The following is an 18,928-nucleotide window of genomic DNA, read 5'->3' on the forward strand; positions in this document are numbered from 1 at the left end:
TGTATGTAAAAATTTGTTTGAAAAATTCAGTCTTATATCATTTTTAAAACCTACAATGAAGTCAAAGGAAAGGAGTAGTGTAGATGAAAATGAAAAAAATTAGTCTTGTTGTAGTTCTTATATTGACAGGTTTTATAACAAATGACGTAGTCGTACATGCAGATGATCACGAACATAAAGATAAAAAACATGAAAAGTATAAAGAATATAAGGACTATAAAGACGACGATGATGATGACGATAAGAAATATTACTATGACGATGAAGAAGAAGGGGAAACTTATTATTTTCAAGACGCAGTAAGTGCGAAAGGTACTTGGAATATTTGGACACGAACAGTTGCTGCAGATAAAGAAGTGCTACCTTTTATAAACTCTCAAAAAGTCACGTTAAAGGTAGAAGGGACAAATAAGGAGCTAAGCTTTTTTATTGTACCAAAAGACGGTGAATTTTTTGTACCGGGTAAAGCAGTAGCACAGGCCCTAGGAGCAAAAGCGACATTTTACAAAGAAAGTAAAATTTTAGACGTCCGAAATGGAGCAAATGAATTAATTTACCGAGCAGGAACTAACGTTGTTTATGATAACAATGTGAAAACACCATCTCCTGCACAAGTATTTTACATGAATGAAGAATTATATGTACCGATTAGTACAATAACGAATGGCTTAGGCTATATAGCAGAGTGGCAAGAAAATAATCAAACATTTGTCTGCCAACCAATTACGAATTAGGGGGGAAGCACTATGAAAGATCCGAAAAAGGCAAAATGGGTATTAGGGGCGTCAGGGATACTTTTATCTGCAGCGATACTAACCCAAATTAACAATCCAACAGAAGCCGAAACTACACGTACAAAAAATATTCAGGAAGTAGATCAGAAAAATATGACGGAAAAAGAAAAAGAACTAGCTCAGCTGGATTGGACAAACTTTGAAATGACAAGTCAGCCTGCTGTTAAAAGCGAGCGCAAAACGAAAAGAACTTAATGGAGTTGGTCGTGTGGATACACTAACTTTGCAAATAATGAATACTGAATTTTATATAGCTATGCCAAAAGGTGTTTATTTCGTATGGAAAGATAAAGCGGAGAAATGGCTTCAATACGTAGCAAAAGAATGGTCAAGATTTCAAGCGAATAATGAATTATCACAACTAAATGATTTGAAAATTGGAGAAACGCTACGCATTAATTCGTTACTGTATGATTGTTTAATGCAAGCAAATCAATATTATCAACTTTCTAACGGTTTATTTTCACCGTATCTTAAACGCCAATTAGAACAGCATGGCTACAATCAATCTTTCCCATTTGATTCAGCTAAAAGCAAGGTATTTCAGAACAAACCTCTTATTGCTAATCAACCATTTCAATTTCTAGGCGATGAGCAAGTCATGAAGGTAGCTCAGCAGGAAATTGATTTAGGTGGATTTGCCAAAGGGTATGCCATTGAAATATTGGCGAAGTGGCTTGAGCAAGAGATATCTCCCGATTTCGGACTAATAGATGGGGGAGGGGATATGAAAATGTGGTCTTCTGGGGAAAAAACTTGGACAATTGGTGTTGCAGATGCCTGGGATATCGACAAGGAAATTAGCTCCATCAAAATGAAAACAGGTGCTATCGCTACATCCAATCGAGTGTATCGAAGCTGGATGCAAGGATCCATGAAGAAACATCATTTATTAAACGGACAAACAGGTGAAATAGCTAATACAGAAGTCTTACAAGCTTCAGTCGTAACGTCCTCATTATGTGATGCAGAGGTTGGTGCCAAACTATGCTTTCTTATGGATGAAGGTGAATTGCAGCAATGGTTCGAAAATAATTGTCAACAAAGTGCCCGCTTCATTGTTAAAGAAGGGCAAGTAGCAAACTGGAGAATGACGGGGGTGAAATAAATGATCATCAGTACGTGGGAATGGATTCGATTATTAGGGTTTTTAGCGTATTTTTATTTTACAATTTCCATTATATTTGGTTTGTTGAGAAAAGCAGCATTTGTCAAATCCCATAAAAACTTAATTTATCATATACATCAAAATGCTGGATGGCTAGGATTAATTACCGTAATTGCGCATATGTTAGTGCTTTTAATCGATCATTATCAGCCTTATAGTATAATGGGGATTTTAATTCCGTTCTCCGCTAAATATCAGTCTCTACCATCGGCACTTGGAACAATAGCATTTTATTTATTTTTAATGGTAGTCATGACATCGGATTTATGGATTCGAACAATGAATCGCTCGTTATGGAAAAAGCTACACTTTCTTGTGTTACCAGCATGGGCATTATCACTTGCTCATGGAGTGTTAATAGGAACGGATACAGAAAATACGTTGATTATTATGTTTTATGTAGTTTCTGGGGGAATTACCATGTTAGTGCTGGTTGCAAGAACAATAAGCCAGTTCATGAAAAAAGTAAATATTTCAACGTCACAACAATAATTAAGAGGAAGCGGGGCTGTTTTAAAAAGCCCCGCTTCCTTTATGTTGAATAATGTTTATATTGGGAATTCAATATGAAATGTAGTGCCTTTATCGACTTTACTTGTCGCATAAATTTCCCCCTCATGCTGCTCCACTATTGCTTTTGCTATGGCAAGACCTAAACCAGTACCATTTCGTTGACGAGCAGCATCACTTCGGTAAAATCGCTCAAACACTAAAGGTAATTCCTGTTCAGTCATACCAACGCCGCTATCAGCAACAGTAATTTTTACAGAATCTCTATTTTTTAAAAGCGTCAGTGTTATTGCTCCACTATTTGTATATCTTATCGCATTGTCTAAAAGAATATAGAGCAGCTCTTGTATCTTTGAAGCATCACCAAGCAGCTCGATGTTTTCTTGGATTTCAGTAGAAAACTGTATGTCAGGAGGCATAATCCTTTGAAATTTCGTGCTCACTTTTAGGAGTAATGTTGATAATGGTATGCTTTCTTTTTGAATGGAAACCTGCTGCTGATCGTGTCTTGCTAAGAACAGCAGTTTATCTATGAGCTCTTTCATTATTTCAGCCTCATCTTTTAAGTCCACAATTAATTCCTTCCCAAAAGGGCTTAATTGCTTTTCTTCTTCCAATTCTAAAATTTCAAGTGAACTATAAAAAATACTTAATGGTGTTCGTAATTCATGGGAAGCATCGGATACGAACTTTTTTTGTTTATCGAACGACCATTGAATAGGGACCATCGCTTTACCAGCTAAATAATAGGCCAATAGACCGATTAAGATCGTAGAAATACAAGTTAATACTATTAGTAAATACTTTGTCATCTGGAAAAAGTGATGCTGTGACGTCACAGATTTACCAACGAAAATATAGCCTGCTACAGTATCATCGTTGTAAATTGGCTTTTTCAAAATTAGAAAATGCTCTTCTTGCCATTCATAATGTTGTATGAGCTCCTCATCAGGATTTTCATTCCCAAACGCTTTTTCAATCTGATTCTTCAGACCCTTGTAAGATTCATCACCATGGACAAACTTATGATCTTTTGTGTAAATATAGTAAAAAAAACTGCGATTTGGGTCAAAATTTAAAGTTTTAGTGTCTGCATGAACATGTTCAAAGAAATCATGCTCTTGCTTACCATAAAAGTCTTCTAATTCGTTTATTTGTTGATTTTCCATTAATTTTACGAGGGAAAAGTATATAACAATAACGAATAGTGAAAATAACAATAAGTAAAGCGTTGCATACAAAAAGGATAATTTTTTTTTCGTTTTATGAAACATTAGTCTTCCCTCAGTTTATAGCCAATCCCTCTAACGTTTTGAATACGTGATTTGGATTGACCATCATCAATTTTTTTTCGAACAAGCTTGACTAAAGCATCTAAGGAATTATTCGAAACATCGTAATCGTAGCCCCAAATATAAATACAAATTTGTTCTCTAGTTAGTACACGACCTTTATTGATAAATAAATACTCCAAAAGTAAAAATTCATTTTTAGTTAGATCAACTACTTCATTATTGTACAAAAACACACGAGAATCTACATTCAGCTGTAATTGATCGATCTGGATGACCTGTTCTATCACTTTATCTTTTCTTCGTAGTAATGCGCGAACTCTTGCTAACAGTTCCTCTATTTTAAATGGTTTTACTATGTAATCATCTGCGCCACTATCAAGACCTTTAATGATGTCCTCTGTGTCGTCCTTCGCTGTTAGCATTAAAATACTACCATTGAATCCAGTGTTTCGTAGCTGCTGGCACACTTGAATTCCACTAAGGTGCGGCATCATCCAATCTAAAATAACAAGATCGTATTGTTCTGTAAGCGTATGGTCTAGCGCTTCCTGTCCATTCTCCGCTTCAGTCACATTATGAAATTCTTTCTTTAAAATATGAACGATATTTCTTCTTAACCGTGCATCGTCTTCTGCTAGTAATATTTTCAAAGCAGCTTCCTCCTATATACTATATTCAACTAAGTATACGCATATAAAAATGAAATGAAACTGAAAAAAGTTCCTTCCTCCATTATTGTATTCCATACTTCGATAAGAGTTGAAGTTTTTCCTGTCTATAATGTTCTTAAACATAGAAATAGGGGGACAAATAATGAATATTTATAAATTTACAGCATTGTTAGTTTTAACGACCTTTTTAATGGGATCTTCGTTTGCCATTGTTAAATTGGGATTGCCTTATGCATCTCCACTGTTATTGGCTGCACTCCGCTTTCTACTGGCAGGGATTTTGATGGCTGTCGTCGTATTAGCGTTAAAAAGACCTCATCCTACTTCAAAAGAAGGCTGGATGAAAATTTTAACGATTGGAGCATTTCAAACTGCGGGTGTAATGGGCTGTATTTTTTTAAGCTTACGGACAATTACAGCAAGTGAATCTTCTATTCTAACGTTTACGAATCCTTTGCTTGTAGTTATATTCGCTACAATATTTACGAAAGCACGTTACCGATTGTATCAATGGTGTGGTGTTTTCTTGGGGTTAATTGGTGTTACGATTACAATGGGTATACAGATTGAAGGTGAAATCGGCATTCTTTTTGGTTTTCTTTCAGCTGTTTTTTGGGCAATTGCGACATTACTAGCTAAAAAGTGGGGAGTATCATTTGATACATGGGTGCTTTCAGCCTATCAAATGCTTTTTGGTGGTTTACTACTTTTAATGGCAAGTTTCGTGTTAGAACAACCATTTTTTACTGTGAATGTTCATTCAGTATCCATTTTATTATGGCTTAGCATTTTCTCGTCAATTGTTCAATTTGCCGGCTGGTATTATCTTTTACAAAATAGTGATCCTGGAAAAACGAGTGCCTTTTTGTTTTTAGCTCCTTTTTTCGGCGTGATAACAGGCTGGATACTATTAAATGAACCATTAAAACCATCGCTAGTCGTAGGAGGGCTGTTTATAATTGTCGGTATTTATTTGGTGAACCGTAACTTTACGGCTAACGCAAAAAAAATATCCGCGGGGAGTCGAATATAGACTGTCCGCGGAAAGTAGGCAGAGCCCTGTGCTAGTTTATACATCTAACTGAAAAACGTCTTTAAAGCCAGCCCTTCCTTTTTCAGTCACTTTAATGGCACGAATAGACGGGACACGAGTCACCCAACCCAAACTTAAAAAATGTGTAAGCATTCCTTGACCAAGAGCACCAGCTAGATGATAACGTCGTTCACTCCAATCCAAACATGCATGGGAAAATGATCGACGCTTTCTTTTTAAATCATCTAAATCAAGACCGAAATCTATAAAAAATTGTGCACCTTCAGCTGTTATGAGAAACTGCTTTTCTTCTAGTTTTAGATAGCCTGCGTTAACCAAAGAGTCTGTTAATTGAACACCTAGTTTACCAGCTAAATGGTCATAGCAAGTTCTTGCACCTTGTAGTAATTTCATTTGGCTTGATTGTTTTAATGAGCGTACTTCAGGTGGTGGAGAAATCGCTAGGAAGGATTCTAGTAAATGAGCAATTTCTTCGTCTGCTAATTGAAAATATCGATGACGGCCTTGTTTCTCTACTTTCACAAGTTTACCGTCTACTAACTTTGCAAGATGAAAGCTAGCTGTCTGGGGTTTAATGGCAGCCATATAAGCTAATTCACTTGCTGTATGAAAACGACCATCCATCATACTAGCTAGCATCGTAGCTCTTGAAGTTTCTCCAAGGAGAGAAGCAATTTCAGCCATATTTGGATTAATACTCATTTGTCACAATCCTTTCTGCATTCCATATTTCGATTTTCATAAAAGTATTTATCGTTTACAATAATACATAAAAAGGTGGGAGTAAATAGCTATGGAAACATATTATGCTGTAATTTTTACATCACAAAGAACAGATGAGGATGGGGAAGGCTATGCCAAGATGGCAGAAGTGATGGACGAACTAGCACAAAAGCAACCTGGATTTCTTCGTGTAGAAAGTGCTAGAGATGCTGAAGGGAAAGGAATTACTGTATCCTATTGGGAGTCACTAGAGGCCATCCAAGCATGGAAAGAAAATTCAAAACATCTAGTTGCACAGCAATTCGGAAAAGAAAAATGGTACATGGAATATAACGTGGAAATTTGTACAGTCATAAAAGATTATTCTTTTACAATGTAATCGGGAAACGTCAAAACCAAATTTAGGAGAATTTAATATATGACTATTTTAGAAGAATGGCATGAACAAAGAAGAAATTTTAATCCTTCTGATCCAGCCAGTATTAATCAAATGCATGAGTTTAAGGAAAAAGTGAAACTTCAAGAGCAAACTGAAGGTAATTTTAGGATACTCGCAGACATCTACTGTATGCTTAGGATGTATTCGGATGCCTATAAGATTTTCACTTTAGTTATGGATGTAGGGAACAAGAAAGATCAGAAAAAATTTGGATCAATAAAATATTACATAGATAATCCGAATTGTGTGAAACCTTTGTATCCTTGTAAAATTAGAGAGGATAAAATAATTAAAACAATAATACCTAAATTTAAGTATTTGCCAGACCCATTAAAATCTAAAATCTTTGAAGCGGAAGAAGATGTAACTTGTGATTGCTGCGAACAGGAAGTAGATGTTTATTATACTGGAAGTATTTATGCTGTTGAAGAGGTTGATTATCTCTGTCCTACATGTATACATAGTGGTGCAGCTGCTAAAAAATACGACGGTTCTTTCCAGCAGGACTTACTAAATGATGAGAATGTTATAAATTCCAGTTTTACTGAGGAAGTAATGTGTAGAACACCTGGTTTTATTAGTTGGCAAGGTAATAATTGGATGGCTCATTGCTCAGATTATTGTGCATTTATTGGCTATGTTGGCTGGAGTGAGTTAGTGGAGTTGGGCATTACAGAACAATTTGAAAATTATACTGGTTTTTCTATTGAAGAGTTATCAGAATCACTTATGAATAATGGGCATCATCAAGGGTATTTATTTCGATGCTTAGAATGTGGTCGCTATGTCCTTTATTCTGATTTTAGTTAAACGTGAAAAACAGTATATCTTCATTCAGTAGAAGACTCCTACCTCTTAAAGTGGTGAGATGAATGAGGATGTGGTTTCTTTTCAAGGTGTCCAAACATCTACTGAAATAGAGGAACTCAGTCTAAGAACGCCACGTCCTGTGGCAACGACTGAGTGACCAACATCGTATTGGCCTAAAGCCTCCGGTGGATGTTACGGATTTTTTAAAGGAATGAATAAAGGAAGTTAGCCTAAAACCTTCGCATCCAGCTAAAACGGCTAACTGACCTGCATCGGTAAAAACACCACGTCCTGTGGTATTACCGAAATGACCGACATCGTGTCGGCCCTCGTGCAGGCCTGGGCACAATTCAAAATCCTAACGCAATTACGCCGAGGCGAAATTGATCTGATGAGGGGGAGGAGAATTGGACAATTTTTTTCAACGTTATATAGATTCATGGCGTTTTAATGGTTGGTTTATCCACGATATCTTTTTAGGCATTGTCATTGGCGTTGGGCTTTTATTAGTATTGTATGCTTTGTTCAAACGCCGATTTAATTTTGCTCTTGTCATAACTTTTATCCTGTACGCTTTTTTAGGGAATCTTTTGATGATTGCCTTTGGTTTAGCTGGTCGAAGCTTCCCTATCAATTCAGAATCACCCATATATACAGATAATGCACAGAAAATTGCTGTCCAAATGGTTAAAGGATCTGAAAATAACGGTACAGGTAATGGCATTACGCAAATTATTTCACATCATCAAATTATTGCGATTAATTTGCAAACAGGTGAAAAACAGTGGACGAAATCTTCTTCAAGTAAAGAGACTTTAATAGGCAATTTTATGGGGGGACTTCTTGTTCATCATCGTGACGGTGAATACGGGAAACTTTCATTATTAGATATGAAAACGGGGAAAGAAAAGCTCTCTGAAAAAGAATTTACGGAAAAGCATAAACAGTTAATAGATGTTTTAGATATAGGTTCTCACAATATAGTTTTATTAGAGAATAATCTTTATTTAGAGGGTGTCGATGGGAACTTTTATCGCTTCGATGGCAAGAAATTAGCTGAAGATAACAAAGCTGAAAAATATCTTTCTACAAAATTTTTCATAGAATCCGATATTCCAGGTTATTTTGCTTCGCACAATCAACCGTTGGAGGATTATGAAGAGGTTCGAGAATTTAGCAGCAATGTATTAGCTGAACCTGCCATACAAGTATACAAGAATTTAGATCCTGCCGTATTAGATGTTGATTTGCAACAACAAACAGCTATTGTATCTTATCGACAAACGAAGCGAGAAAGTGCAGACAGTATCGTATTATTATATGACATGAAAAACCATCGCATTATTTGGGAAGAAAATATAGGTGTTGTTAACGCTGAGCAAAAAAATCCGGGTGTTCGTACATTAGAGAACTACTTTGCGATTCAAGCAGGAGATGAGTTTTTGTTGTTAGATAAGAACACGAAAAAAGAAATGTTCAGATATCAGCTACGTTGGAATCGCCCAGTTCAGTGAAAATTAAAGAGCGTAGAATTATTTATCCCCTCCAAGTAACGACTTGTGAGGGGGTTTTTTATAGAGTTGCTCTATATATCACAAAATGATATATTATTTAATGGTATATCATTTTGTGATATATTGGAGGTGTAGACAATGAAATCATTAGAGCAGTTAACAGATTCTGTTTTTTATATTATGGCTGCCTTAACGGAGCCTCGCCATGGTTATGCTGTCATGAGTTTAATAGAGGAGACAACAAAGGGGACTTTCGTAGTTGGTCCAGCATCCCTTTATACAATTATTAAAAAACTATTATCTGAACAACTTATTCAGCTACATGATGATTCGGATTCTCGGAGAAAGGTCTATGTCTTAACGGATAAAGGTCGAGAAATATTGCTCGAAGATATTGAAAGAAGAAAGGTCATGATTCAGTTGGCAGAGCAGGGACTACAAAGGGGGCAAAAATAGTGCGAAATAAGAGATATATGGCATCATATGGTTTAGCTTTTTTTGAGGAGCGCGATATGAAAGAATTAAGTGAAAAAGCGGCAAATGGGTGGCATTTAAAAAGATTTCGATGTGCTGGCTATGGGCTAGAGAAAGGTGAACCAGAAGACGTCATTTTTAGTATTGATTATCGTAAATTACCGAAGGATGAAGAAGAGGAGTATTTTGAGCTATTTGCTTACGGTGGCTGGACACATGTTTGTTCTAGTGCAGATATGCATATTTTTAAGGCAGCACCAGAAACTACACCCATATATAGTGACGCTGAGTCTTCTATTGATAAACTAGCGCGTCTTGCAAAGCCTGTAAACCTAGCTGCATCTATTTCTCTTGCTATAACGATGGTTTTGTGGATATTTATGATGTTTACCACTGGGACAATTCAACACGTTGCAGAGCAAGGATTTGAATATTCCTTTATTTTTACTGTTCCAGCAGTGATGACTTCTGGTGGAGTATACTATCATATGTGGAAGAACCTACGATTAAAATCAAAGCATATATAAAGAACGAACAGCTGAAGTTTATCAGCTGTTTTTTTCATGTTCGGTAAAATGAGGGGGTGGGTTTCTGTTTCAACTAGGCGATTTCGATGAGCCGCTTGGTCCAAGCGTAGTGTTATGAAGAAAAGATAAACTGAACCACAGGAAAAATTTGACTTCGTGCCGAAGTATTAGTATGTAGAATATAGATATCTAATTATTTCGAAAATAATTGGGGTGTTTTAGATCATTATATTACAATCTTGGCATGTCCAATGTTTGATGACAATATAATAGTACAGTTGCCTACATTAATTAGTAGTACACTTGCAAAGTAGGAAAACTATAACTAACTACTCAGTGAGAAAGGATAGGATGGAATGAATATTGGGAATAGTGTTGCGCTTATTGTAAGTCTGATTTTTTCAAGCATTTTGGTTCGGGCAATATATCGCGTTTTTGTGAAAAAGAAAGTACCTACTATGACCTATACACCATATGATGATGCCATGAATGGTAGAGGTAAACATGACAATTAAGTGAGTGGTTACAAACATCAAACAGTAAGCTGCAGGCTTCATGTAACTAATAGTATAAAATATGAGAATCTACTATTATTTCAATAAGAAATAATAGTAGATTATTTTTATTTTATCAATGATAAGATTTACGAAGGAATTTTATCCTGTATTTGGTATTATTTAATCAAGGGACAGTCAATAATTTTGTGTAAATGACAATCCAACCTTTTCGTATAGATCAAAGAATGATTTTGTTTTTAGGAAGGTTAGTTTCAGACATAGCCGAGGTTGATTATGTAGGTACAGCCCTTACTTTTCAAATGTGTATTGGTTTCTTACTTACTATATTTTCAATAAATCTAATCCCTATTATACTGAGGATCATTGGATGGGAGTGGATCTTTACAATATTAGCGATTGGACCTATTCTTGGAATTGGATTTATGTTCAAATATAGACGCTACGAAATAACTAATGAGAAAGTGTAATTGTAACTTTTAAGTATTATCTCTATCACAAAAAATGAATAGCCTCAAATAAAAAATCCAATCGTTTTGATTATTTCTTTCAAAACAATTGGATTATTTTAATGGTAAAACAATATTTTTTTTTAAGTGATGAAGCTCAGGCTTTCTTTTCTTTCGGGTATCCGATGAGGATAGCAATGGTTCCGCAAATTCCTATAAGGACTGGATAGAAAGAGTATTGCAGCATGCTCACTGGCGATATTCCGGCTACGCTTGCGGCTGCCAGGAATTGGGCTCCGTATGGCAGTAGACCTTGGATCGTACAGGAGAAAATATCTAATATACTTGCGGATTTTCTCGGCTCAATCTCATACTGTTCAGCAATATTTTTTGCAAGTGGACCAGCAATTAAAATAGCAATCGTATTATTGGCCGTAGATAAATTTGTTAAACCCACTAGGCCGGCAATGCCAAATTCAGCACCTTTTTTCGATTTAATCCTTTTTGTTGCAAGGTGAAGTAGAAAGTCAATCCCTCCGTTAAACTTAATAACCTCCACCATTCCAGCTATTAATATCGCAAGGAATGCCATTTCATACATGCCTGACATTCCTTCGCCGATCTTTTGAAAAAGGCTCATTAAGTGATAGCTGCCATCCGCTAAGCCAACAGCCCCGGCAAGAACAATCCCAGATGCCAGAACAAGGAAAACATTCATTCCAGCTAACGCTAAAATAATAACCAAAACATAGGGAACAATTTTTACCCAACTATAGCTTAAATGCTCCACTTGTGCAGTTTCACCCATTGTGATAACTCCTAAAATAAGGCTCGTTACAATAGCTGCCGGCAACACAATCCAAAAATTCACCTTAAATTTATCCTTCATTTGTGCACCTTGTGAACGAACGGCAGTAATTGTTGTATCTGAAATAAAAGATAAATTATCGCCAAACATCGAACCGCCAACAATCGCTGCCATTACTAAAGCCATGGAAAGGTCGATATGCTCGCTTATCCCAACTCCAATTGGAGCCAGTGCAACAATCGTTCCCACCGATGTACCCATTGATAGGGAGATAAAGCAGGCGATGATGAACAAGCCTACGACAAGTAAGTTTGGCGGAACGACCGATAAAGCAAAGTTTACAGTGGAGTCCACTGCCCCCATGCCTTTTGCTACCGCTGAAAAGGCACCAGCCAAGAGAAAAATAATGACCATCAGCATGACATTTAAGTTTCCTGCGCCTTTGCAAAAAATATCAACCTTTTGCGCAAACGATTCTTTTCGATTCATTGCCAAAGCCACAGCGCCTGAAATAGAAATGGCTACAATGACAGGGAAGGCGTAAAAATCACCTGTAATAACCCCTGAACCAATAAATAAAATTAAAAAAACAACAAATGGGATCAGCGCCCATGGATTCTCTTTCTTCATGTCTACCTCCAAAAAATAAAATTGGACACGTCTTTTGTCCATTCTTTTTACGATAAAAAGGCCTCTTCTTGTAACAACAAGAAGAGGCCTTATATCTATAAAACACTCCTCTTATCTATCAAGCCTTTGCCTGCTGGATTTGGCACAGTAACTTAAATCATAAGTTCCGCTGCCGAGATTTCATCGGGCCAGTCCCTCCATCTCTCTTGATAAGAAGCAAATATATTATTTTTTTCACAATAATAAATATTATAATAAAAAGTCGATTTTTGCAACATATTTTTAATCAAGCTTGGTTTAAAAGCTATATTAATTAAGGAAATTGAACAAGTAAGAGGTTTAGAGGATAGGAAAGCGTGAATTTTTGGTGTCGCTGTTTTTACGCAGCACAACTTGATTTAACAACTGAAAGGGGGAAAAAGGAGGCGCCCTTAGAATTGGAGGGGCGCCTCACCTAAAACATTTGTGGTAAAAATTCCGTCATAAAGCGTTGATTTTTACGTAGCCATATTTTTAAAATCATACGATGTGTTAGGAGGCGTTGTCTTTTTTGTGGTCTAGCCTTTGCTTCTATTAAACTTTGTAGTAGAGTGCAGGTTTCTGTTGCCAATCCTTGAGAATCAACGAGGACGTCAAGTTTATAATCAATTAACTGAGTAGCCTGAACCTTTGCAAGTAATTGTGCAAAGCGAGTATTCATTTCTGGAAAGTTTTCTTCTAGTTCTAAGTCGATTAAAGTATATAATGTTTGTTCAATTTCAGCTTCGAGCGCTTGTAATTGTTCAATGGACGGCTGTGTCAAAAAATCACCTCTAGTATTTCAAAAATGCTGCTACACAAGGACAAAGCCAAGTGCCGCGAAAAGTAAACCGAATAAAACTGTAGTGCATATATAAATAATCGCTTGCCTCCATTTTTTCTGCTCTAAGAGTTGCAAACATTCAAAACCAAATGTTGAAAAGGTCGTATATGCTCCTAAAAAACCAAGCCCTATAAACTGCCAAATCCAATCATTTGGATGTAATGCAAATAGAAAGCCAAGTGCAAAAGAACCCGTTATATTAATAAAAAATGTTGCCCATGGGTATGTATGGACAATCAATCTTCCTAGATAAAATCTTGTTAGTGCACCCAAAAATCCACCGATACCAATCATTATCATACGAAGCGCCCCTTTGCTAGTTTAAATCCTAGCCATGCACAAGCTAAACCGCCAAAAACACTTACAAAAATATAAAGAACGGCTTGTAGCCATTTACTATCCTGCAAAAGTAATAGCGTTTCTAAAGAAAATGTTGAAAAGGTTGTAAAAGCACCAAAAAAGCCAGTACCAATTCCTATAATAACAGGTGTTCGCTTTGTAAACGTTGTAAATAGCCATGCTAAACAAAAGCAGCCAATTAAGTTCATACAAAGTGTCGCAAATGGAAAACCACCGTTATTTGAAAGTACTAGACCAAGGCTATATCGACAGATGGCACCCAAAAATCCGCCGATTCCAACAGCTAAAAATGATTTCAAAGTAAAGACTCCTTATTAAAATGTCTATATTAAAAAGTGTATCATGAGATACCCATTTTAGATAATAGTTAGGCGTTAAATTAAAGTTGGGTGATAAATTAAAAAAGTTAGGCGATAAATTTAAAAATTAGGGCGATAAACCTTGAAATTGTTCCGATAAATTGATTTGGACCCTATCGAACTAGCTTTGTTCGACAGGGTCTTCCAGCGATGTTTCAATAACATGTTTTAATTGAAAAATAGAAGATTGTTGACTTTCGCTCTTCTTGAAAATAAAGACAGTTTCTATTATTTCGTTTAACTGCGGCAAACCATAATAGTAAATGTTGGAGTAGTAGTAAAGGTTAATTAGTTAACACAGCCAATCGTATTGTCTATTTGTAGGAATCAAGGACACTTCTTACCGATTTTATTTCCTTCATCGTAAAAGGAACTTGATTCTTTTAGCCACTCTGCCATCGCACGTGTATACATATAGCATCTGCTTCACACAAGTAGTGTAACAGATGAACTTGTTTCTGCTGTTGCAATCATGTCATAATTTATTACTATGATTGATTATTAACATTGTCAATGACAGTATCGAAGTCTTTATTGGAATCGACACTTTCAGTTATTGTAAAAACATAACCATCTGGATCTTCTATCGTTAATTCTTTTGCATTCCATGGTTGAACTGTCGGCTGTTGAATGATTTTCGTTTTATTTTCTAGTGCAGCCAGATAAATACTATGAATATTATTAGAGAAAACATTAATAATGACAGAGTTAGAAGTGCTGACTTCTTCATCCTTTAATAACATTAAATCTTGATACTTGGCTCCTCTCAAATGTGTCATGGAAGTTGTTCCGTTCGCATCTGGGAAATCAAATACCGAATTGAAATTGAGTACGTTTGCATACCATTCCTTTGATTTTTCAATATTGCTTACTTTTAGCTTTACGAATAAGGGCATTTGATAAAATTCATTCATGTTTATTTCCTCCTTTAGGTTCATACAAACTAACCATAAAGGCTTACGTTGCGTTAAAGTCAATACAAAAAGTTATAGGTTTGAAATTCTAAATTTAAGGTGCCTAGTTTACTTTGTTCCAAGATTGTAATTGTAGTAATTCATTGCTTTAAAGCGTTAATTATTTCCTGAAAAACGTAAAAAATAACAGTTAGTTGGTTGACAAATATTTCTAAAGTGTGATAATCTTCAAGAACACTATAACAATCTTAAGTAGAGGAGGGCATGACGATGTTAATTTTACCAGTATCATATCAAAGCACAACTGCATACATTGTCCATGTCTTCTAACTTTTTTATTTTGCGTTGCAAATAAAGGGCATGGGTAACTCCTGACCTTTTATGAAGAGACACATGCTCTTTTTTTGGGTATGTGTCTTTTTTGTTGCAAAAAAGGGTTGTAGTGACAATGAAAAAGGAGTGCATGTGTATGCGAAACAAAGTACAAAAAATGATTTTCATCAAGGTATTTCTGGATAGTGGGTAGCACAGCTTTAACAGCACTAGAGAAAGAAGGTTATAACGTATGTTTGATGTTTTAAGTAAATTAGGCTGGTTTTTTAAGAAATATTGGAAGCAATATTCTATAGCTGTCGTGCTATTAATGATTGCGAGTGGCTTAGAAGTTGTTCCACCGTATTTACTAGGGTCAATTATTGATATATTGACTGCTGGAGAAATGACACCAGCTATTTTAACGAAGTATATTTTGATTTTCGTGTGTATCATTATTGGGGGTTATGCCCTTAATTTTGTGTGGCAATTCAGATTATTTGAAGGGGCTATTAACTTAGAGAAAATTTTACGTCGAAACCTTATGCAGCATTTTTTACGCATGACACCGACGTTTTATGAAAAAAATCGCACCGGGGATTTAATGGCACGTGCGACGAATGATTTAAACGCAGTGTCGTTGACCGCTGGTTTCGGGATTATGACATTGGTTGATTCCACAATCTACATGGGCTTTATTATTTTTGCCATGGGTTTTATGATTTCGTGGAAGCTTACTTTTTTTGCAATGCTGCCAGTACCGATCATGGCTATCCTTATTCAATATTTAGGGAAGATTGTGCACGAACGCTATATGAAGGCGCAGGATGTTTTTGGAGAGCTGAATGATAGTGTTCTAGAGTCGGTTGCAGGTGTGCGGGTTGTACGGGCATACGTACAAGAAAAAAAGGACGAAACAAATTTTGCAGAGATGAGCGAGATTGTGTATGAAAAAAATATGCATACCGCAAAAATTAACGCCTTATTTGGACCGATTACAAAGGTCGGTACGGGGATTAGTTATGTTGTAGCGCTTGGCTATGGTGCTCATTTAGTAGCAACAGAGGCTATGACAGTTGGGCAGCTTGTAACGTTCAATGTTTACTTGGGGCTAGCAGTTTGGCCAATATTTGCAATTGGGGAACTTATCAATGTGATGCAACAAGGTAACGCTTCTCTTGATCGTGTACAAGAAACGCTAAACTATGAGGCGGACGTTCGGAATATTGCGAATCCACGAATGATTTCGACACCAAGTGCAATTGGCTTTGATGATTTAACATTCCAATATCCAATGAGTCAGGTGAAAAATCTCCGGGAAATTTCGCTGTCATTGAAAAAGGGGCAAACACTTGGAATTGTTGGTAAAACAGGAGCGGGTAAAACGACCTTCTTACGACAATTATTACGCGAGTATCCAATCGGCGAAGGACAGCTATCGATTGATGGAGTCGATATTACTGCACAAACGAAGGAGCAGTTACTCGACTGGATTGGTTATGTTCCACAGGATCATGTTCTATTCTCACGTACTATTCGTGAAAATATTTTATTTGGGAAAGAGGATGCTACACAGTCTGAGTTGCAGCAGGCGGTTCGTGCAGCATACTTTGAAAAGGATTTAAAAAATTTACCAATGGGTCTTGAGACACTTGTTGGTGAAAAAGGTGTATCTCTTTCAGGTGGTCAAAAGCAACGTGTTTCAATTGCGCGTGCTCTTATTAAAGACCCTGAAATTTTAATGCTTGATGACTCGCTTTCTGCTGTAGACGCCAAAACAGAGGCAAGAATTATTGAGAATATACAGCGAGAACGACAAGACAAAACGACGATTATTACAACGCATCGTTTATCAGGAATTCAGCACGCCGATTTAATTATCGTGCTAGATGAAGGTCAAATTGTAGAGCAGGGAACACATGAGCAGCTTCTTTCACAACAAGGATGGTATAAAGAGCAATTTGACCGTCAGCAGCTAGAAGGAGGTGCCTCATGAGTACGAGTCAACGTTTAACACGCTATGCAATGTATTTTAAAAAACCGATACTACTTGGACTATTTTTCTTAACAATCGCCGTCTTTACGGAGCTTGTTGGGCCGTTTATTGCGAAGCATATCATTGATAATTACATGACAATTGGCCACATTGAATTAAAACCAATTACTTGGCTATTAGTTGTCTATTTACTTTTAGCAATAGCTACAGCTGTTTTACGCTATTTTATGTATATCTATTTACAAATGGGTGCCAACCGTGTTGTACAAAAATTACGTAAGGATGTATTTGAGCATATTCAAACATTGCCAATTCAATACTTCGATAATTTACCAGCAGGGAAAATTGTAGCCCGTGTCACGAATGATACCGAGGCTGTTCGTAATTTATATGTTCAAGTACTTTCAAACTTCGTTACGAGTTTAATTTCTATTGTAGGTGTTTATATCGCACTCTTCATTTTAAATTGGAAAATGGCATTCCTAGCGTTGACTATGGTACCAATCGTTTATTTATGGATGATTTTATACCGTAAAGTTGCTTCGAAATATAATGATGTTATTAGAACGAAAATAGCCGATATTAACGCAATGATTAATGAATCGATTCAAGGGATGACGATTATTCAAGCATTCCGCCGTGAACAGCAAATGACGAAGGAATTTGATGACATGAATAATGAGCATTATGCGTATGAACGCAAGCTGCTTTTCCTTGATTCGGCAACTTCCTTTAACCTTGTTAATGCATTAAGACTTACGATGTTTACTATTTTTATTATCTACTTTGGTACACAGTCATTTACGGCAACGGAAGTTATTTCTGCGGGGACATTATATGCCTTTGTTGATTATTTAACGAGATTATTTAATCCGATCACGAATATCGTCAATCAATTTTCTCAGCTTGAGCGCTCACTTGTAGCAGGAAAGCGTGTCTTTGAGGTGTTAGATATTAACGGGGAGCCGGTATCTGAAAAAAGTTTACCTCGATATAAAGGAAATGTGGTGTTTGAAGATGTTTCTTTTGCTTATAAAAATGATGAATACGTATTGAAAAACCTTTCATTTGAAGCACACCAAGGTGAAACCATTGCCTTAGTTGGTCATACAGGATCTGGGAAAAGTTCTATTATGAACTTATTGTTCCGTTTCTATGACCCATCTAAAGGGAAAATTACGATTGATGGAATTGATATCACTTCGGTTCCTCGTCAAACAATGCGTGAACATATGGGCATTGTTCTACAGGATCCATACTTATTTACAGGCACTATTGCTTCGAACGTTAGCCTGAATAATCCTAAAATTTCACGTGAAAAAATAGAAACCTCATTAAAAGCTGTTGGCGGGGAACGTGTTTTAGCGAACTTGCCAAATGGCTATGATGAGCCTGTTATTGAGAAGGGAAGCACACTATCGTCTGGGCAGCGTCAGTTAATTTCCTTTGCGCGTGCGCTTGCCTTTGACCCGGCTATTTTAATTTTAGATGAGGCTACTTCTAATATCGATACGGAAACAGAGGAGATTATTCAGCATGCGATGGATGTACTAAAAAAAGGACGTACAACATTCATTATCGCTCACCGACTTTCTACTATTAAAAATGCAGATCGTATTCTTGTCTTAGATCGAGGTAAGATTGTTGAGCGTGGCACACATGATGAGTTATTAGCGCAGGGCGGCATTTACGAAAAAATGTATCAAATGCAGGCGAATTCATTGCAATAAAATAAATGAAGCCC

The 18,928-nt window shown here is 36.5% G+C and carries 21 protein-coding genes and 1 riboswitch; of the genes, 13 read left to right on the forward strand and 8 right to left on the reverse strand.

Features of this window, described 5'->3' with window-relative positions:
- The first annotated feature begins 83 nt into the window (after positions 1 to 83).
- Genes ACQKOG_RS04095 through ACQKOG_RS04110 form a run of 4 tightly spaced genes read left to right on the forward strand, consistent with a single transcriptional unit; the run spans position 84 to position 2,454 of the window.
- Positions 84 to 734 carry a copper amine oxidase N-terminal domain-containing protein gene (locus tag ACQKOG_RS04095; protein ID WP_370083392.1) on the forward strand — a complete coding sequence of 217 codons (651 nt, stop codon included), beginning with the start codon at positions 84 to 86 and terminating at the stop codon, positions 732 to 734.
- A gap of 12 nt (positions 735 to 746) precedes the next feature.
- Entirely contained in the window at positions 747 to 989 is a 243-nt protein-coding gene (locus ACQKOG_RS04100; protein ID WP_370083393.1) for a hypothetical protein, read from the forward strand.
- Between the two features lie 13 nt (positions 990 to 1,002).
- On the forward strand, positions 1,003 to 1,902 hold the full coding sequence (locus tag ACQKOG_RS04105) for an FAD:protein FMN transferase (RefSeq protein ID WP_370083394.1): 900 nt from the start codon (positions 1,003 to 1,005) through the stop codon (positions 1,900 to 1,902).
- On the forward strand, positions 1,903 to 2,454 hold the full coding sequence (locus ACQKOG_RS04110) for a ferric reductase-like transmembrane domain-containing protein (protein ID WP_370083395.1): 552 nt from the start codon (positions 1,903 to 1,905) through the stop codon (positions 2,452 to 2,454).
- A 56-nt stretch (positions 2,455 to 2,510) separates the two neighbouring features.
- On the opposite strand, the gene ACQKOG_RS04115 is transcribed toward ACQKOG_RS04110, so the two are convergent.
- A complete protein-coding gene (locus ACQKOG_RS04115) occupies positions 2,511 to 3,746 on the reverse strand; it encodes a sensor histidine kinase (protein ID WP_370083396.1) in 1,236 nt (411 codons plus the stop codon).
- The gene (locus tag ACQKOG_RS04120) at positions 3,746 to 4,417 is read right to left on the reverse strand and encodes a response regulator transcription factor (RefSeq protein WP_370083397.1); all 672 of its coding nucleotides are present in this window, start codon (positions 4,415 to 4,417) and stop codon (positions 3,746 to 3,748) included. Before ACQKOG_RS04120 ends, ACQKOG_RS04115 begins: the two co-directional genes overlap by 1 nt.
- Before the next feature lie 163 nt (positions 4,418 to 4,580).
- Here ACQKOG_RS04120 and ACQKOG_RS04125 point away from each other — a divergent pair, with 163 nt between their 5' ends.
- Positions 4,581 to 5,471: a DMT family transporter gene (locus ACQKOG_RS04125; RefSeq protein ID WP_370083398.1), complete on the forward strand. Its 891-nt coding sequence runs from the start codon at positions 4,581 to 4,583 to the stop codon at positions 5,469 to 5,471.
- Between the two features lie 36 nt (positions 5,472 to 5,507).
- On the opposite strand, the gene ACQKOG_RS04130 is transcribed toward ACQKOG_RS04125, so the two are convergent.
- The gene (locus tag ACQKOG_RS04130; RefSeq protein ID WP_370083399.1) at positions 5,508 to 6,194 is read right to left on the reverse strand and encodes an ArsR/SmtB family transcription factor; all 687 of its coding nucleotides are present in this window, start codon (positions 6,192 to 6,194) and stop codon (positions 5,508 to 5,510) included.
- A 91-nt stretch (positions 6,195 to 6,285) separates the two neighbouring features.
- On the opposite strand from ACQKOG_RS04130, the gene ACQKOG_RS04135 reads away from it, so the two are divergent.
- The 6 genes from ACQKOG_RS04135 to ACQKOG_RS04160 all read left to right on the forward strand — a co-directional run bounded on the left by ACQKOG_RS04135 (position 6,286) and on the right by ACQKOG_RS04160 (position 10,494).
- Complete coding sequence (locus ACQKOG_RS04135; protein WP_370083400.1) at positions 6,286 to 6,594, forward strand: antibiotic biosynthesis monooxygenase family protein; 309 nt, start codon at positions 6,286 to 6,288, stop codon at positions 6,592 to 6,594.
- 39 nt (positions 6,595 to 6,633) lie between these two features.
- Positions 6,634 to 7,464 (forward strand): CbrC family protein, encoded by an 831-nt coding sequence (locus ACQKOG_RS04140; protein ID WP_402870464.1) that lies wholly within the window; start codon positions 6,634 to 6,636, stop codon positions 7,462 to 7,464.
- A gap of 407 nt (positions 7,465 to 7,871) precedes the next feature.
- A complete protein-coding gene (locus ACQKOG_RS04145; protein WP_370083402.1) occupies positions 7,872 to 8,978 on the forward strand; it encodes a PA2928 family protein in 1,107 nt (368 codons plus the stop codon).
- Positions 8,979 to 9,116: 138 nt separating this feature from the next.
- Positions 9,117 to 9,434 carry a PadR family transcriptional regulator gene (locus ACQKOG_RS04150; protein ID WP_370083403.1) on the forward strand — a complete coding sequence of 106 codons (318 nt, stop codon included), beginning with the start codon at positions 9,117 to 9,119 and terminating at the stop codon, positions 9,432 to 9,434.
- Positions 9,434 to 9,979 carry a DUF2812 domain-containing protein gene (locus ACQKOG_RS04155; RefSeq protein WP_370083404.1) on the forward strand — a complete coding sequence of 182 codons (546 nt, stop codon included), beginning with the start codon at positions 9,434 to 9,436 and terminating at the stop codon, positions 9,977 to 9,979. The genes ACQKOG_RS04150 and ACQKOG_RS04155 overlap by 1 nt, the downstream gene beginning before the upstream one ends.
- Before the next feature lie 356 nt (positions 9,980 to 10,335).
- Positions 10,336 to 10,494: a DUF3951 domain-containing protein gene (locus ACQKOG_RS04160; RefSeq protein ID WP_370083405.1), complete on the forward strand. Its 159-nt coding sequence runs from the start codon at positions 10,336 to 10,338 to the stop codon at positions 10,492 to 10,494.
- A 606-nt stretch (positions 10,495 to 11,100) separates the two neighbouring features.
- Here the strand turns inward: ACQKOG_RS04160 and ACQKOG_RS04165 are convergent.
- The 5 genes from ACQKOG_RS04165 to ACQKOG_RS04185 form a co-directional block, all read right to left on the reverse strand.
- Positions 11,101 to 12,381 carry a Na+/H+ antiporter NhaC family protein gene (locus tag ACQKOG_RS04165; protein ID WP_370083406.1) on the reverse strand — a complete coding sequence of 427 codons (1,281 nt, stop codon included), beginning with the start codon at positions 12,379 to 12,381 and terminating at the stop codon, positions 11,101 to 11,103.
- A 108-nt stretch (positions 12,382 to 12,489) separates the two neighbouring features.
- Positions 12,490 to 12,597: riboswitch (SAM riboswitch) on the reverse strand.
- Positions 12,598 to 12,835: 238 nt separating this feature from the next.
- Positions 12,836 to 13,183, reverse strand: coding sequence for a hypothetical protein (locus ACQKOG_RS04170; protein WP_427445199.1), 348 nt, complete (start codon positions 13,181 to 13,183; stop codon positions 12,836 to 12,838).
- Between the two features lie 30 nt (positions 13,184 to 13,213).
- Positions 13,214 to 13,543 carry a fluoride efflux transporter CrcB gene (gene crcB, locus ACQKOG_RS04175; protein WP_370083408.1) on the reverse strand — a complete coding sequence of 110 codons (330 nt, stop codon included), beginning with the start codon at positions 13,541 to 13,543 and terminating at the stop codon, positions 13,214 to 13,216.
- Complete coding sequence (gene crcB / locus ACQKOG_RS04180) at positions 13,540 to 13,902, reverse strand: fluoride efflux transporter CrcB (protein ID WP_370083409.1); 363 nt, start codon at positions 13,900 to 13,902, stop codon at positions 13,540 to 13,542. Before crcB (ACQKOG_RS04180) ends, crcB (ACQKOG_RS04175) begins: the two co-directional genes overlap by 4 nt.
- A gap of 548 nt (positions 13,903 to 14,450) precedes the next feature.
- Positions 14,451 to 14,876, reverse strand: a complete 426-nt coding sequence (locus ACQKOG_RS04185) for a VOC family protein (protein WP_370083410.1) — start codon at positions 14,874 to 14,876, stop codon at positions 14,451 to 14,453.
- 565 nt (positions 14,877 to 15,441) lie between these two features.
- Between ACQKOG_RS04185 and ACQKOG_RS04190 the strand changes: the two genes are divergently transcribed.
- Positions 15,442 to 17,184 carry an ABC transporter ATP-binding protein gene (locus tag ACQKOG_RS04190; RefSeq protein WP_427445207.1) on the forward strand — a complete coding sequence of 581 codons (1,743 nt, stop codon included), beginning with the start codon at positions 15,442 to 15,444 and terminating at the stop codon, positions 17,182 to 17,184.
- Positions 17,181 to 18,914 (forward strand): ABC transporter ATP-binding protein, encoded by a 1,734-nt coding sequence (locus ACQKOG_RS04195; RefSeq protein WP_370083412.1) that lies wholly within the window; start codon positions 17,181 to 17,183, stop codon positions 18,912 to 18,914. Before ACQKOG_RS04190 ends, ACQKOG_RS04195 begins: the two co-directional genes overlap by 4 nt.
- The last annotated feature ends 14 nt before the right edge of the window (positions 18,915 to 18,928 follow it).

The organism is Lysinibacillus sp. NPDC093216 (genome assembly GCF_050280325.1).
GTDB lineage: Bacteria > Bacillota > Bacilli > Bacillales_A > Planococcaceae > Lysinibacillus.

Excerpts from the sequence above, each read along its gene's own strand:
- ACQKOG_RS04095 (WP_370083392.1), top strand. The coding sequence starts at position 84 with ATGAAAATGAAAAAAATTAGTCTTGTTGTAGTTCTTATATTGACAGGT.
- ACQKOG_RS04100 (WP_370083393.1), top strand. The coding sequence starts at position 747 with ATGAAAGATCCGAAAAAGGCAAAATGGGTATTAGGGGCGTCAGGGATA.
- ACQKOG_RS04110 (WP_370083395.1), top strand. The coding sequence starts at position 1,903 with ATGATCATCAGTACGTGGGAATGGATTCGATTATTAGGGTTTTTAGCG.
- ACQKOG_RS04115 (WP_370083396.1), bottom strand. The coding sequence starts at position 3,746 with ATGTTTCATAAAACGAAAAAAAAATTATCCTTTTTGTATGCAACGCTT.
- ACQKOG_RS04125 (WP_370083398.1), top strand. The coding sequence starts at position 4,581 with ATGAATATTTATAAATTTACAGCATTGTTAGTTTTAACGACCTTTTTA.
- ACQKOG_RS04130 (WP_370083399.1), bottom strand. The coding sequence starts at position 6,194 with ATGAGTATTAATCCAAATATGGCTGAAATTGCTTCTCTCCTTGGAGAA.
- ACQKOG_RS04135 (WP_370083400.1), top strand. The coding sequence starts at position 6,286 with ATGGAAACATATTATGCTGTAATTTTTACATCACAAAGAACAGATGAG.
- ACQKOG_RS04140 (WP_402870464.1), top strand. The coding sequence starts at position 6,634 with ATGACTATTTTAGAAGAATGGCATGAACAAAGAAGAAATTTTAATCCT.
- ACQKOG_RS04150 (WP_370083403.1), top strand. The coding sequence starts at position 9,117 with ATGAAATCATTAGAGCAGTTAACAGATTCTGTTTTTTATATTATGGCT.
- ACQKOG_RS04160 (WP_370083405.1), top strand. The coding sequence starts at position 10,336 with ATGAATATTGGGAATAGTGTTGCGCTTATTGTAAGTCTGATTTTTTCA.
- ACQKOG_RS04165 (WP_370083406.1), bottom strand. The coding sequence starts at position 12,381 with ATGAAGAAAGAGAATCCATGGGCGCTGATCCCATTTGTTGTTTTTTTA.
- crcB (WP_370083408.1), bottom strand. The coding sequence starts at position 13,543 with ATGATAATGATTGGTATCGGTGGATTTTTGGGTGCACTAACAAGATTT.
- ACQKOG_RS04185 (WP_370083410.1), bottom strand. The coding sequence starts at position 14,876 with ATGAATGAATTTTATCAAATGCCCTTATTCGTAAAGCTAAAAGTAAGC.
- ACQKOG_RS04190 (WP_427445207.1), top strand. The coding sequence starts at position 15,442 with ATGTTTGATGTTTTAAGTAAATTAGGCTGGTTTTTTAAGAAATATTGG.
- ACQKOG_RS04195 (WP_370083412.1), top strand. The coding sequence starts at position 17,181 with ATGAGTACGAGTCAACGTTTAACACGCTATGCAATGTATTTTAAAAAA.